This window comes from Thiohalophilus sp., from assembly GCF_034521165.1.
Classification (GTDB): Bacteria; Pseudomonadota; Gammaproteobacteria; order UBA6429; family Thiohalophilaceae; genus Thiohalophilus.
On the sequence record NZ_JAXHMV010000016.1, the window covers coordinates 123,284 to 137,303 of the forward strand.

Consider the following 14,020-nt stretch of genomic DNA (forward strand, 5'->3'; position numbering starts at 1 on the left):
AGACAACTCATGATCCCGTCGAAAATGAGCGAATGGCTGGAGCGATTCCGCATCCAGCTGGCCCGGCCGGATGCAATATTGCCGCTCTCCTTCCTCGGGCTGGTCGCCGGTATCCTGGCGGCCCTGACGGTCATCGCCCTGCGCCTGCTGGTCGACGCGGCGCAGACCACACTCTATCCAATGACGCAGGCCGGAGACTTCGAGTCCCTGCCCTGGCACTGGCGGGTGGCCACCGCCCTGGCGGGCGGGCTGCTGATCGGAGTGCTGTTTCGCCTGGTATCGGCTCCGGCGCAGACCGTCGGGGTGCTGCATGTGATCGAACGCCTGGCCTATCATCAGGGCCGCCTGCCGTGGATCAACGCGGTGGTGCAGTTTTTCGGCGGCGCGATTTCGATGATCGCCGGGCATTCGGTCGGCCGCGAGGGACCCAGCGCCCACCTGGGGGCAGCCAGCAGCAATCTGCCGGCCCAGGCGCTGGGCCTGCCGCATAACAGCCTGCGGGTGCTGACCGCCTGCGGCGCCGCCGCCGGGATTGCCGCTTCCTTCAACACCCCGCTGGCCGGGGCGGTGTTCGCCATGGAAGTGCTGATGCTCGAATACACCGTGGCCGGTTTTGCCCCGGTGATTCTGGCCACGGTCAGTGCCACCGCCATCAGCCAGCTGGTGTTCGGCAACACCTACACCTTTTCCGTCCCCGAGCTGCATCTGGGCAGCGTGGCACAGCTGCCCTATATATTGGTATGCGGGGTTCTGATCGGCCTGCTCGCCGCCGGTTTCAATGCCCTGTTTCAGCAGGTCGCCCTGCACAGCCGACGCCTGCCCCCCTGGTCACGGCCGGTGCTGGCCGGCCTGCTGGTCGGCGTCTGCGGGCTGTTTGTTCCCGAGGTGATGGGCATTGGCGATGACACGGTCAATGCCATCCTCAGCGGCGAGACCGCCCTGCGCCTGCTGCTCGTGGTGCTGATCGTCAAGGTACTGGCCACCGCCGGCGGCATCGGCCTGGGGCTGCCCGGCGGGATCATCGGCCCGACCTTCTTTATCGGCGCGGCCGCCGGGGGGCTGCTGGGAGCCATCGGCATCCAGCTCGGCTTCATCGAACCCGGCAGTGTCGGCCTGTACGCAATGATCGGCATGGGCGCCATGATGGCCGCCACCCTGCAGGCGCCCATGGCCGGGTTGATCGCGATCCTGGAGCTGACCGGTGAGCCGAACTTTATCCTGCCGGGGATGCTGGCGGTCGTGACCTCGACCATCGTCAGCGGGCGGCTCTTCCGGCACGAATCCCTGTTCCATACCCTGCTGCGCGGCCGTGGCCTGGACTATCGCAGCGATCCGGTGGCGCAGTCATTACGGCGGGTCGGCGTGGCCAGCGCCATGAACCGCAAGATCGTCGTCCTGCCCCGGCAGGCCGAGACCCGGCAGGTGGATCGCGCCCTGCAGAATGAACCGGTCTGGGTGCTGGTCAAGGAAAAAGAAGCGGACCCGCCACAGATGGCGCTGGCAGGCGTGGATCTGGCCCTTGCCCGCAAACAGTCTCCCGAGGCCGACCAGTTCGATCTGCTGGAGCTGCCCGGCGAGCGGCGCACGCTGGTGGCCGTCGATATGCGCGCCACCATGGAAGAAGCCCGCCAGCTATTACACGACAGCGGCAAAGAGATGGCCTGCGTCGTCAGCCAGAACGTGCCGGGACTGCCCCGCATCTATGGCGTGCTGAGCCAGGACGAGGTGGAAGGCAGTTATCGTTATTGAGAGGTCGAGAGACAACCGCCGTCAATCTCCGCATCGCCAAAACGCGGGGCCGATTTGATACCCCGAAAGCAGGAGTTCAGTTCGCGTACCGGCTATGTGGTGTTATGTGATTTTCTTAAAGGCGCCACGTAAATTGACGTTAATGAATCATACCCCCTGATGTAGTATTCGTTCTCATGAGAACCGTCTTTTCTGTCAGCCGGGCCCCGATACGGGGGCAATGGTACTCCGGCCTCACATTTCTGCTCATCAGCCTGTTGTTTCTGATGAACCTGTCAACCGCACAGGCACAGGAAAGCTCGACCCCGGTCAAAATAAATAAAGACGGGTCTGCGCGGTTTAAACCCCTTCTCACCGATGAGGAGGAGCAGTATCTGCAACAATTATCCCGCATCCGGGTTGCCCTCATCGACAACCAGCCTCCCTTGACCATGGTCCAGGCAGGTGAGCCGGAAGGTTATCTTAATGATCTTCTTTTCAGGCTTGCCGAAGCATTGGGGCTCGAGGTGGAATTCGTGCCGATGTCTTATTCACAGTCCGTCGAAGCCTTGCAGAAAGGCCAACTGGACCTGTTGAATGATTATTCACCCTATCACGGACGAACCAGCGCATTGCTTGAAAGCCGGCCGGTTATTAACTCGCCTTTTGTGGTTGTCGGTAGTGCCAACCTGCCGCCGATTCATTCCATGGCGGATATCAGAGACAGGAAACTGGTCATGGTAGAGGGGTTTCAGCAAACCTCGCGGGTGCAGGAGCATTACCCCGAACAGGAACTGATGTTGGTTGATAGCATTGATGAAGCCTATCGTGCCCTGCGAAGCCAGGATGCGGCGTTTTATATCGACAATGCCACCCATGCCGGTTTCTACCTGCGCCATCACCTGATCAGCGATCTGCGGATTCTGGGTGAGCTGCCCCGACAGGAGCTTGGCAGGCTCTCACTGCGATTCGCGATTAACAAAACACACCCTCTGCTTCATTCGGCAATCGACAAATCACTCGAGCGGCTTGTAAAAAGCGGAGAATTGGAAAAACTCAAGGAGCAATGGCTGGCGCCACAAACTGAAGCACCAGTATTTCAATTAACAGCAGAAGAACAGGCCTGGCTAAAACAACACCCCGAAATCCGGGTTGTTCTGGATCCCGACTGGGCACCGGTGGAATACCGCGACCGCTCGGGCAACTATGAAGGTATCTCCCTGGACTATCTTTCCCGAATTGAAGCCATGCTGGGAATCACGATACACATCAGTGAAGGCCTTGACTGGCAAGAAGGCGTCGCGGCGGTAAAATCCCGCAATTCAGACATGTTCGCTTCGGTGGCAAAAACTCCCCAGCGAGAGGCGTACTTGACCTTTACACGCCCCTATTTGCATATGCCAATACGAATTTTCGCGCGCGATGATGTTCCCTATATTGGCGATCTGGAAAACCTGCGGGAAAAACGAATTGCCGTCGTCGAAAATTATGCCATACACGACTGGTTGAGCACGGATTATCCGCATCTAAACCTTGTACCGGTCGAAACTCCCGTGGATGGCCTGGCCAGTGTCGCTGATCGAGATATTGATGTATTTATCGGCAATGTTGTGACCACGAATTATTACGTCAAGAAACATGATTTTGGCAATGTTCGCGAAGCGGGCGACACGCCTTATTCCAACAGCCAGGCTATGGCCGTGCGCAGCGACTGGCCGATTTTCGCATCCATACTGCAAAAGGCGCTGGATGCCATTCCTGAAGACGAGAAAAAGAACATTTTTAACCGCTGGGTATCGCTCAAGTTCGAGCGCACCATCAATTACACGTTGCTATGGTGGGTTCTTTTTGTTGCCCTGGCGACAATCATGGTATTCGTGTACTGGAACAGAGCACTCGATAAACAGGTGGCCCATCGCACGCACGATCTGGCCGAAAGTGAGGCCCGATTCAGGAATATTTTCGAGAAAAATTCATCGGTCATGCTCCTGGTTAACCCGGATACCGGTCATATTGTCGAGGCAAACAACTCGGCGATCGATTATTACGGCTATACGGCTGATGAACTGATCGGAATGCCAATCAGCGATATCAATACGCTTCCACCGAAGCAGATCCAGGAACATATCGACAAAGCAAGAAACGAAGAAACAAATTACTTTATGTTTCAGCACCGGCTTGCCAGCGGAGAAGCACGCGATGTCGAAGTTTACTCAACCCCCATATATACCGGAAGCGGTTCTCTCCTGTTTTCAATTATCAACGATGTTACCGATCGAAAACGCGCCGAGGAACACATCGCCATCCAGGCCCACTATGATGCATTGACCGGGCTACCCAATCGCCTCCTGGCTCTCGACCGTCTCGCAATGTACCTGCGGGAATCCGACCGAAGCCACGAGAAAACAGGTGTCATGTTCCTGGATCTTGATGACTTCAAGAAAATTAACGATACCATGGGACATGATGTCGGCGACATACTGTTAATTGAGGCCGGCGAGCGCATTCGCGATGCATTACGCGATATCGACACGGTCGGAAGGCTGGGCGGTGACGAATTTATCATTCTGGTCGGGCATATCACCGATCAATCGACCCTGATTCCCATCGCTGAGAAGTTACTGGAAAGATTTCAGCAACCGTTTTCCATTCAAAACCGCGAACTTGTCCTGACAGCCAGTATCGGCATATCGGTATATCCGGACGATGGCAGCGATGCACAGACACTGTTGCGTTATGCCGACTCGGCCATGTATTCCGCCAAGGAGCAGGGCCGCGCCACGTATACCTTTTTTACTGATGCAATGAACCAGAGAGTCTCCCGACGTCTGAATCTGGAAGAGCAAATGAACGGTGCGCTCGAACGTGGCGAATTCTCTCTGCATTACCAGCCCAAAATTGATATATCAAGCGGAAGAATCCTGGGTGTTGAAGCGCTGTTGCGCTGGAACAACCCGGAGCATGGCGCCGTATCCCCTGCCGAGTTTATTCCGATCGCCGAACAAACCGGGTTGATTGTCCCCATTGGTGAATTTGTCATCAAGGAAGCATTACAATTTATCACCGACTGTCGCAAGAATTACGACCCGACATTGTCTATCGCTGTCAACCTCTCGCCACGTCAGTTCCGTGATCATGGCCTGGTTGATTTCATCCGCCGCTGCATTGAGGAGTTTAATCTTCCCTGGAACGCACTGGAACTTGAGATTACCGAAGGCGTATTGATGATCGGCCTCGGGTACATCGAAGAGGCGATTGAAACCCTGAGCCAGCAAGGCGCTATACTGGCCATGGATGACTTTGGCACGGGGTATTCTTCACTAAGCTATCTGCGCCATTTCCCGTTTAATGTACTCAAGATTGATCGCAGTTTTATAACCGGTATTTCGGCTAACGCCCATGATCTGGAACTGGTCAATGCGACTATTGCCATGGGACATAACCTGGGGATGGTGGTTGTTGCCGAAGGGGTCGAGACACAGGAGCAGTTGAATATCCTCAGGCAACACGGCTGCGATGTCGCGCAAGGGTACTATTTCAGCAGGCCCGTGACACCCGGAAAGCTTATGGATCAATTGAGCCGCAAAATCCAATAAGACCCGATCTGCCTTCATTCCTCATAGATCATCCGGCGCGTCATTCCCCCGTCGATGACAAAATTCTGCCCGGTGACAAACCCCGCTGCATCGCTGATCAGGTAATCGACCATCGCTGCAATGTCGGCGGGCTGGCCGACCCGCCCGACCGGATGCTGTTTATGATCGCGTTCACTCAGTTGGGACGCCTTGCGCCGGGAAGGTGCCTGCCAGTCCCCGGTGGCGATCCAGCCCGGGCTGATGCAATTGACCCGGATCGCCGGCCCAAGACTCACCGCCAACGCATGGGTTAACGCCACCACGCCGCCCTTGCTGGCGGCATAGGCTTCGGTATGCGGCTCGGACTGAAGGGCCCGGGTCGAGGCGATATTGACCATACTCCCTCCAGTTTTACGCAGCGTCGGGATCGTGTGCTTGGCCACCAGAAAATAGCCGGTCAGGTTCACCTGCAGGCGCCGTTCCCAGACGGCCAGGTCCAGCTCTTCGATCGGTCCGGTCTCGGGATCGGCAATTGCCGCATTGTTGATTACCGCGTCAATCTGAGCAAACCGTTCGCACATGACAGACACAAGCTCGCGAACCTCCACTTCACTGGCTGTGTCGCAGCGCTGGACAAGCAGTTGCCCGCTAAATTGGGCATATTCCTGGCGACAGGCGTCCATGGCCTCTTCATCGATATCGGCCATAACGACATTATGTTTTCGCATTAGAAAATAGTCAGCCAGGCCCTTGCCAATACCCTGTGCGCCACCGGTGATCAGAATATTCATTCTCGAAGTCCGCGTCCTTTTGAAATTTTGATTGTCACTTGAGCTGATAAAACCTAATCTAGTGCGGGCCCGAACTGATTGCAACGGCGGGCTTTTAATGACATACCCCTTATTGGTACTCAGGTTAATCGCTTTATGAAACAGATTATGCTTCGCCTGTTCGGTCTCGAACTGTTGTTCGTGCTGCTGTGGAATTCGGGTTTTATCGGCGCCGAGTACGGCCTGCCCTTCGCCGGACCCTGGACCCTGTTGTTCTGGCGTTATCTGATTTTAAGCCTGCTGCTCGGGCTATGGCTTGGCCTGCACGGTCGTCTCACCTGGCCGGGCCATCAGGCCGCCGGTTATACGGCAACGGTCGGGATACTCGCGCATGGTGTCTGGCTCGCCTGCGTGCTGGTCTCGCTGGATATGGGGGTGCCTGCAGGCATCGTCGCACTGGTCACCGCACTGCAGCCGCTGCTGACCGGCGCTCTGTCAGGCCCGGTGCTGGGAGAACGGACCGATGCCTGGCAATGGCTGGGACTGGTACTCGGGTTTTGTGGTGTATTGATCGCCGTCGTCGCCCGGATATCTCAGGACACAACCATCGGGATCTTCGCGTATCTGATCCCTTTCGGCTCGGTCGTCGCCATTACCATCGCCAGCCTGTTGCAACGCCGCCGCGAGCGGCACAGCCTGACACCCCGTCTGGCCGACGATACGACCCTGTTTTATCAAAGCGCCGCCACCACGCTGGCCCTGTTGTTGCCGGCCTGGTTAGTCGAGGACTTTGCCACCGACTGGACCCTGCCGTTTATTGCCACTATGAGCTGGTTGATCCTGGTGGTATCGCTGGGGGCCTACTGGAGCATGTGGCGACTGCTGGTCCGCCACGATGCCACCCGCGTGGCCAGCCTGTTTTATCTCAGCCCGCCGGTGACCATGCTGATGGCCTGGGCCTTCTTTGGCGACCGGCTGATTCTGACCGATGTAATCGGTCTGGCCGTGGCCGCTCTGGGCGTGATGCTGGTTTACCGGCTGGGCTTTCGCCGGCCGACGATCCGGATGTTACCCCCCAGGTAACTTTCTTTTTCCAGACCTTCGACCGTTACCAACCAGGGGCAACGAGAAGATAGCAATGTTCAGGTCATGCTACCCAGCGTTTTGCGAAAGCGGGCCAATGCCAGGGTGAACAGCGCACCGCCGATGACGATCAAAGCCAGCAATTGCGGCCAGTCCCCCCGAAGACACACCCTCGCAAACCGATAAATCGCCTGCAAAAGGCCGGCTTTTTTTCTGGCAGTTTATCGCCTACTATTTCAACTCGATTGGATAAAAACAGACCTATCCGCACTGCACGAGGTTTTGTGCGCCTTACCTGAAAACATACTACGGCATAGTCGGCAAGGAGTCAGATTAATGGACGAGCTCTTCAGCCCGGAGAAACTCTCAACCTACACAGACAGGGGCATTGATCTGTTAATGCAGTTTGGTCCCCAACTCGTGCTTGCGATTGTCGTTCTCATTATCGGCCTGTGGCTGATCAACCGGCTGGTCAAAGTCATGGCCAGAGGCATGGAACGCAGCAAGATGGAACCCACGCTGTCGCGCTTTCTGCAAAGCCTGGTCGGTATCGGTTTAAAAGTCCTGCTGTTGATCAGTGTTGCCTCCATGGTCGGGATTGCGACCACCTCATTTATCGCGGTGCTCGGTGCCGCCGGCCTGGCTGTGGGTCTGGCCCTGCAGGGTAGCCTGGCAAATTTTGCCGGCGGCGCGCTGATTTTGATGTTCCGCCCCTACAAGGTCGGCGACTACATTACCGCCCAGGGAGTCAGTGGCACGGTCACCGATATCCAGATTTTCAACACCATCCTGACCACACCGGATAATGTTCGCATCATCGTACCCAACGGGGCCATGTCCAACGGCATCATCACCAACTACTCCGCCGAGCAGACCCGTCGCCTGGATTTCGTTTTCAATATCGGCTATACCGACAACGTGGAGAAATCCCGCGATATCATCATGAATATATTAAAGAGCGAGGAGCGCATTTTCTCCGACCCCGAACCCCAGGTGTTATTGAGCAACCTGGGAGACAACGCCGTCGATCTCACGGTCCGTACCTGGGTCAACGCTACTGATTACTGGCCACTGAAATTTGCGCTCACCGAAAAAGTCAAAGCTGCCTTCGACCGGGAAGGTATCAGCATTCCATTTCCGCAGCGCGACATTCATATCTACCAGCATACCAGCTGATTATTCCCGGCATCGGAATCGTCTCTTGGGATTGACAGGATGGTTGGGGCTACCGGCAGATCCGGCTTCACATTGCGTAATGCTCCGTTCCATGCTGAACTTGTTATTATCCGGCCACCGGACATCCTCTGGACCTGAAGGAAAATTGTGATATGCAAGCGGAAATCAGGGAAATTCGCGATCACCTCGGTCAGTTCCCGCCTTTCGACGGTTTGAGCGAGGACCTGCTCGATGAGGTCGCCGCTTCGGTTGAAATCGCTTACTACCAGGCCGGCTCGACAATTCTGGAACGTGACGACCCCATCCATACACTGGCCTATATCCGCAGCGGTGCTGTGGAAATTTATCGTTATAACGGCGAGTTGCATAACCGGCTCGGCGAAGGCGATATCTTCGGCCAATTCAGCCTGTTGCGTAACCGGCGCGTGCTTCTATCGGCCAGGGCTATCGAAGACACCCTGCTGTACCTGATTCCGGAGACAGTTTTTGACCGTCTGTGCGAAGAAGATGGCAACTTCGCCGACTTTGTCGAACTGTCGGGTTCTCGCCTCAAGAGCACGGTCGAACAAACCCAGCGTGATAACGACATGATGATCACCCGGATCCGTCGCCTTATCACACGCCTGCCAGTGATGATCGAAAATACGGCAACGGTACAGGAAGCGGCACAGTTGATGACAGATAATGATGTCTCTGCCCTGCTGATTCTCACGCCGGCCGATGGCGAAGGCACGGATGATACCTTCACTGACAACGGTAATCGTCAATGGCGCCTTACCGGCATCATCACAGATAAAACCTTGCGTGAACGGATACTGGCCAAAGGTTCTCCGCCCCATACCCAGGTTTCCGACATCTGTGAAGGTGAGCTCATCACGATTCAGTCAGACGAGTCTGTCAACGAGGCCATGCTGACCATGTTGCGTAACAACATACAGCGTCTTCCGGTACTGCACCGACGGCGCCCGGTTGGCCTGGTTCACCTTTCGGATATTGTGCGGTACGAGACCAACAACAGCATTTACCTGGTCAGCAACATCTTTAACCGAACCTCGACTCATGCACTGGCACGTCTTATTCCGGAAATTCGTGCCGCCTTTATACGGCTTGTAGATGAAGGAGCCTCTTCCCGGATGATTGGTGATGCCATGTCAAGCGTGGGACGCAGTTTGATGCGGCGCATTATTGAACTTGCCGAGGAAGAAATAGGACCTCCTCCTGTCCCCTATTGCCTGATGGTACATGGTTCTCTGGCACGTAACGATCAGTCGATCATCACCGATCAGGATAACGCAATGATTTTGCATGATTCTTTCGACCCTCAGCAGCACAACGCCTATTTTAAAGAACTGGCCCGGCGCGTCAGCGATGGCCTTGATGCCTGCGGTTACCCCTATTGCAAAGGCGGCATCATGGCCACCAATGACGATTGGCGCCAACCATTATCGAAATGGAAATCTTACTTCGAAAACTGGATAGCCAAACCCGACCCGCAACGTCTGTTGCACAGCTCGATTTTCTTTGATCTGGATGCGGTTTATGGTGAGGAGCGATTCGTAGAAGAGCTCCAGGAGCTCGTCGCCCGGCGAGCACAAAACAGCCCGCTATTCCTTGCCGCGCTGGCGCGCAACGCACTCAGCCGAACACCGCCACTGGGCCTGTTCCGCACCTTTGTTCTGGAGAAGGATGGCCGACATAACAACTCCATTAATATCAAACGCCGGGGCATCGCCCCCCTGAATGATATAATACGCGTTCATGCGCTGGGGGTGGGTTCCCGCGCGCAGAACAGTTTCGAGAGACTGGATAATATAGAACAGGCCGGTGTATTACCCGTCGGACAGACCGACAAACTGCGCCAGGCCCTGGAATTTTTATCCCTTGTTCGCTTGCGTCACCAGGCCTACGAGCTCAAGAACGATCTGCCCGTCGACAACGCCATTGAGCCGGAACATGTCCCGGATGCTGAACGGCACAATCTCAAAGATGCCTTTCAGATCGTGAGCAATGCCCAGAAATTCCTGCGCTTTCGTTATCCCAGCCCGTAAGCCTGACTCCATGCCAAAGATTTTGAATCGCCGCACTGCATTGCCCAGCTGGCAGGAATACTTTACCCAACAGGCCGAGGCTTGCAAAACACCCGCTCTGCGCTATTTTTATGCGGCTGGCTTGCCCGAAGACGACACGCCAATTTCGCAAGTGCCGTTGATGGCGCTCGACTTTGAGACCACGGGAATGGACCCCCGTAAACACGCCATTGTCAGCATCGGAATGGTACCGTTTGATCTGCGCACCATTCGACCGGCCGAAGGCCATTACCGGGTGGTCAAACCAGCACAACCGCTCACGGGAGAGTCCATTACGTTTCATCGCATCACACATTCGGAAGTTCAGGGTGCACCGCCTTTCGATGCCGTGCTGGACGAAATTCTCGAACAGCTTACCGGGCATATTGTTGTCGTTCATTATCGCAACATTGAACGGCCATTTCTCGATGCGGCAGTAATAGCCACGCGCGGTGAACATTGTCTGTTTCCCTTGATTGATACTATGCAACTTGAGGCCCGCCGGGAACGCCAGGGCTACTGGCAGCGCATCCGGCACTTTTTCGGAAGCCAGCCCGCCTCCATTCGGCTCGCGGACAGTCGCAGACGCTATGGTTTACCCGATTACTCGACCCACCATGCCAAGGTGGATGCCATGGCCACAGCCGAACTGTTTCAGGCGCAGATCGCGCGGCACTTCTCACCAGAGACCCCGGTATCGCAGTTGTGGCTCTAAATAAAAGCACTCAACATCCGTTCGCTTCACGCAGGGTGGTTCAAGCGAAGCGGACCCACCCGGAATCGGCAGACCCTGTGACCACGGTCATGCAGGCTATCCTCAGCGTGACCGGCATAACTCAATACCACGGAAAACTGTGTCTCTCGCAGAGCTGCCGAGGCGCAGAGACAACGCTGATTCATTCCCGGCGAACCTCGCAACCCATCAAGAATCAATATGAACCCTGAAGCGCCGCGTTGATCGCCGATCGCATGCGCATCCACGAAAAAACCGCCTGGATGCTGCGCCCGATTCAGTAACAACCACGCAACCCCGTATCCCGGATCAAGGCGGGGCGCGACGGATCCGGGGTACATGGTGGAACCGCTGTGCTTGTTCCACCCTACATCAATGCACTAACCCACGTAGCCCGGTTCAAGGAGCAACGCGACGGATCCGGGGTACTCCGTGTTCCGATAGCGTCCCTGTCGTCACTCGCAGAGGGCCACGACACCGGATATATCATCTGTTTAATACTTAGCGGGCTCTGCGCCTTTACGAGAGTTGAGCAGGTCAGGTTTGCCATGATGTTTTCCCGGGCTTCGACGAATAAAAAAGGCGGCCGAAGCCGCCTTTTTCGTTACAAACCGAATGCCGGTCAGCCCACGGTTCTGGGTTCGCTCATCAATCCCTTGATAATGGCGTAACAGCCTGCCAGCAGTATCAGGGTAAACGGCAATCCCGCGGAGACGGCAATGGACTGCAGTGCCGCCAGGCCACCACCCAGTAACAGGGCAATCGCAATGGCGCCTTCGATAACCCCCCAGAACACACGCTGCGGTTTGGGAGCGTCAATCTTGCCACCGGCGGTTATGGTGTCGATCACCAGTGATCCCGAGTCTGATGAGGTGATAAAGAAAACCATAACCAGCACGATACCGATAAATGACGTGATGTCGGTCAGCGGCATCTCGCCCAGCACCATGAACAGCTGCAGGGAAAGTTCCGAAGACGCAGCGCCTTCAAAGCCTTCCTGAAGTTGCTTGATGGCCGTGGTACCGAATGCAGTCATCCAGAAAACCGATACGACGGAAGGAATCAGCAACACCGAGACCAGAAACTCGCGCACGGACCGTCCACGGCTGACCCGGGCGATAAACATGCCCACGAACGGAGACCAGCTGATCCACCAGGCCCAGTAGAAGGTCGTCCAGCCCTGGCTGAAGTTGGCGTCCTCACGCCCGAACGGGTTGGCGAAAAATGGAAACTCGCCCAGGTAGATGACAATATTTTTGAAAAAGCCGGTGGCAATCATCAATGTCGGGCCAACAAACACCACGAACATCAACAGCAAAAAAGCCAGTATCATGTTGAGTTCGGAAAGCCGTTTTACTCCCTTGTCCACGCCAAGCACGATAGAGACTATTGCCACGGCGGTGATGCCGGTAATCAAAAGAACCAGCGTTGTATCGCCGCCACTGATCCCGAACAGGTGCCCCAGGCCGGAGGCAGCCTGTTGAGCCCCGATTCCCAGGGAAGTGGCCAGGCCAAACAGGGTGGCGAAGACCGCCAGGATATCGATGATATGCCCCGGCCAGCCCCAGATACGTTCGCCGAGTAACGGGTAGAAAATCGAACGTATAGTCAGCGGCAGCCCTTTGTTATAGGAGAAGATCGCCAGCGACAGTGCCACGATGGCATAAACCGCCCAGGGGTGCAGACCCCAGTGGAAGATAGTCGCTGCCATCGCCAGGTTCGTTGCCCCGGCCGGATCGCCGGCGGCCGCGCCCAGCGGCGCCCAGTCGGTACGGGCACCGCCCTCACCCACACTGGTTCCGCCCAGGGCGGTGCCGTAGTGAGTCAACGGCTCGGACACGCCGTAAAACATCAGGCCAATTCCCATGCCGGCGGCGAACAGCATGGAAAACCAGGAAATCCTTGAAAAGTCCGGTGTTGCTTTCTCTCCGCCGATTCGAACCCGTCCCAGTGGTGAGAAGATCAACCCCACGCAAACCAGAACGAAGATATTAGCCGAAAGTAACATGAACCACGTCATGTTGGTGTTGATCCAGTTTTTTATTGAATCAAATATGGCTGTCGACTGTTCGGGCAACGCCAGTGTAAGAATGACGAAGGCCAGGATTAACAGCGATGACACGGTAAATACCGAGCCATGGATATCGATATTCACACCCAGTGGACTGGCCTGGTAATTGTCCTGGCCAATCTGATAATCCGTATCGATCAGGTTGGTCGCACCCTCGGGGGCCGGCACGCCAACGGATTGAATGGTATCTGAAGAATTGTCTGGCTTATTATCCACGAGATTCTCCCTTTTTTATATCGTGTTATCAGGCTGCATCCGGGCGAACCAGGAATACGGATGATTTGGTATGGGATGCGATCTTGCTGCCGTTGGCCGGCATGATAGCGTCAAGCTGTTTGGGCAAATGCGTGCCCATCACGACCAGATCGGCACCAATTTCTTCAATCGCCTTGACCAGAATATCGTCCAGATCGGTCACCGGATCATGACTGTTATAGACATGCGCCGAAGGCTCCTGCCCGTTATCAGGCGCATGCTCATGGGCGAAGGCCTTGAGTTTTTCTGCATATTCCTCGGGTGTGTGCGCCACGGTACTGGGCTGGGACGTTGTGACACTGACATAGCACAGTTTCGCTTCATAATGACGGGCCAGATCAGCGGCGACAGCGAGCGGTTTTTCCAGCGCATTCAGATGCGCGAGATCCACCGGCACCATTATTGTTTTAAACATGGACGGGGCTCCTTATTATAGTGACACGAATGCTTTCGTGTTAAACGGCTTCTTGGACTCTATTTCAGGTTGTTATATGTAAAACAGTATCGCAGACCCTGTAACAGGTGCCAGCCTGTGACCTGGCAGAGCAGGGAACATGATTTCC

General features: G+C 55.8%; 9 protein-coding genes. 6 read left to right on the plus strand and 3 right to left on the minus strand.

Going from position 1 to position 14,020, the window contains the following annotated elements; translation table 11 throughout:
* The first annotated feature begins 9 nt into the window (after nucleotides 1-9).
* Together U5K34_RS15155 and U5K34_RS15160 are read left to right on the plus strand one after the other, a co-directional pair.
* Nucleotides 10-1,749 (plus strand): chloride channel protein, encoded by a 1,740-nt coding sequence (locus U5K34_RS15155; protein WP_322569244.1) that lies wholly within the window; start codon nucleotides 10-12, stop codon nucleotides 1,747-1,749.
* Between the two features lie 176 nt (nucleotides 1,750-1,925).
* Nucleotides 1,926-5,324, plus strand: a complete 3,399-nt coding sequence (locus U5K34_RS15160) for an EAL domain-containing protein (RefSeq protein ID WP_322569245.1) — start codon at nucleotides 1,926-1,928, stop codon at nucleotides 5,322-5,324.
* Nucleotides 5,325-5,338: 14 nt separating this feature from the next.
* Here the strand turns inward: U5K34_RS15160 and U5K34_RS15165 are convergent, their stop codons facing one another.
* Entirely contained in the window at nucleotides 5,339-6,094 is a 756-nt protein-coding gene (locus U5K34_RS15165; protein ID WP_322569246.1) for an SDR family oxidoreductase, read from the minus strand.
* Between the two features lie 135 nt (nucleotides 6,095-6,229).
* On the opposite strand from U5K34_RS15165, the gene U5K34_RS15170 reads away from it, so the two are divergent.
* The 4 genes from U5K34_RS15170 to U5K34_RS15185 all read left to right on the plus strand — a co-directional run bounded on the left by U5K34_RS15170 (nucleotide 6,230) and on the right by U5K34_RS15185 (nucleotide 11,113).
* Nucleotides 6,230-7,156 (plus strand): DMT family transporter, encoded by a 927-nt coding sequence (locus U5K34_RS15170; protein WP_322569247.1) that lies wholly within the window; start codon nucleotides 6,230-6,232, stop codon nucleotides 7,154-7,156.
* A gap of 336 nt (nucleotides 7,157-7,492) precedes the next feature.
* The gene (locus tag U5K34_RS15175) at nucleotides 7,493-8,332 is read left to right on the plus strand and encodes a mechanosensitive ion channel family protein (RefSeq protein WP_322569248.1); all 840 of its coding nucleotides are present in this window, start codon (nucleotides 7,493-7,495) and stop codon (nucleotides 8,330-8,332) included.
* Nucleotides 8,333-8,484: 152 nt separating this feature from the next.
* Nucleotides 8,485-10,380 carry a DUF294 nucleotidyltransferase-like domain-containing protein gene (locus tag U5K34_RS15180; protein ID WP_322569249.1) on the plus strand — a complete coding sequence of 632 codons (1,896 nt, stop codon included), beginning with the start codon at nucleotides 8,485-8,487 and terminating at the stop codon, nucleotides 10,378-10,380.
* Between the two features lie 10 nt (nucleotides 10,381-10,390).
* Complete coding sequence (locus U5K34_RS15185; RefSeq protein ID WP_322569250.1) at nucleotides 10,391-11,113, plus strand: 3'-5' exonuclease; 723 nt, start codon at nucleotides 10,391-10,393, stop codon at nucleotides 11,111-11,113.
* A gap of 640 nt (nucleotides 11,114-11,753) precedes the next feature.
* Here U5K34_RS15185 and U5K34_RS15190 read toward each other — a convergent pair.
* The gene (locus U5K34_RS15190) at nucleotides 11,754-13,418 is read right to left on the minus strand and encodes a BCCT family transporter (RefSeq protein WP_322569251.1); all 1,665 of its coding nucleotides are present in this window, start codon (nucleotides 13,416-13,418) and stop codon (nucleotides 11,754-11,756) included.
* 28 nt (nucleotides 13,419-13,446) lie between these two features.
* Nucleotides 13,447-13,872, minus strand: coding sequence for a universal stress protein (locus U5K34_RS15195; RefSeq protein ID WP_322569252.1), 426 nt, complete (start codon nucleotides 13,870-13,872; stop codon nucleotides 13,447-13,449).
* Between the last annotated feature and the right edge of the window lie 148 nt (nucleotides 13,873-14,020).

What these genes read in the sequence shown, in the direction of transcription:
- U5K34_RS15195 (WP_322569252.1), bottom strand. Translation starts at nt 13,872, where the DNA reads ATGTTTAAAACAATAATGGTGCCGGTGGATCTCGCGCATCTGAATGCG.
- U5K34_RS15185 (WP_322569250.1), top strand. Translation starts at nt 10,391, where the DNA reads ATGCCAAAGATTTTGAATCGCCGCACTGCATTGCCCAGCTGGCAGGAA.
- U5K34_RS15175 (WP_322569248.1), top strand. Translation starts at nt 7,493, where the DNA reads ATGGACGAGCTCTTCAGCCCGGAGAAACTCTCAACCTACACAGACAGG.
- U5K34_RS15165 (WP_322569246.1), bottom strand. Translation starts at nt 6,094, where the DNA reads ATGAATATTCTGATCACCGGTGGCGCACAGGGTATTGGCAAGGGCCTG.
- U5K34_RS15160 (WP_322569245.1), top strand. Translation starts at nt 1,926, where the DNA reads ATGAGAACCGTCTTTTCTGTCAGCCGGGCCCCGATACGGGGGCAATGG.
- U5K34_RS15170 (WP_322569247.1), top strand. Translation starts at nt 6,230, where the DNA reads ATGAAACAGATTATGCTTCGCCTGTTCGGTCTCGAACTGTTGTTCGTG.
- U5K34_RS15155 (WP_322569244.1), top strand. Translation starts at nt 10, where the DNA reads ATGATCCCGTCGAAAATGAGCGAATGGCTGGAGCGATTCCGCATCCAG.
- U5K34_RS15180 (WP_322569249.1), top strand. Translation starts at nt 8,485, where the DNA reads ATGCAAGCGGAAATCAGGGAAATTCGCGATCACCTCGGTCAGTTCCCG.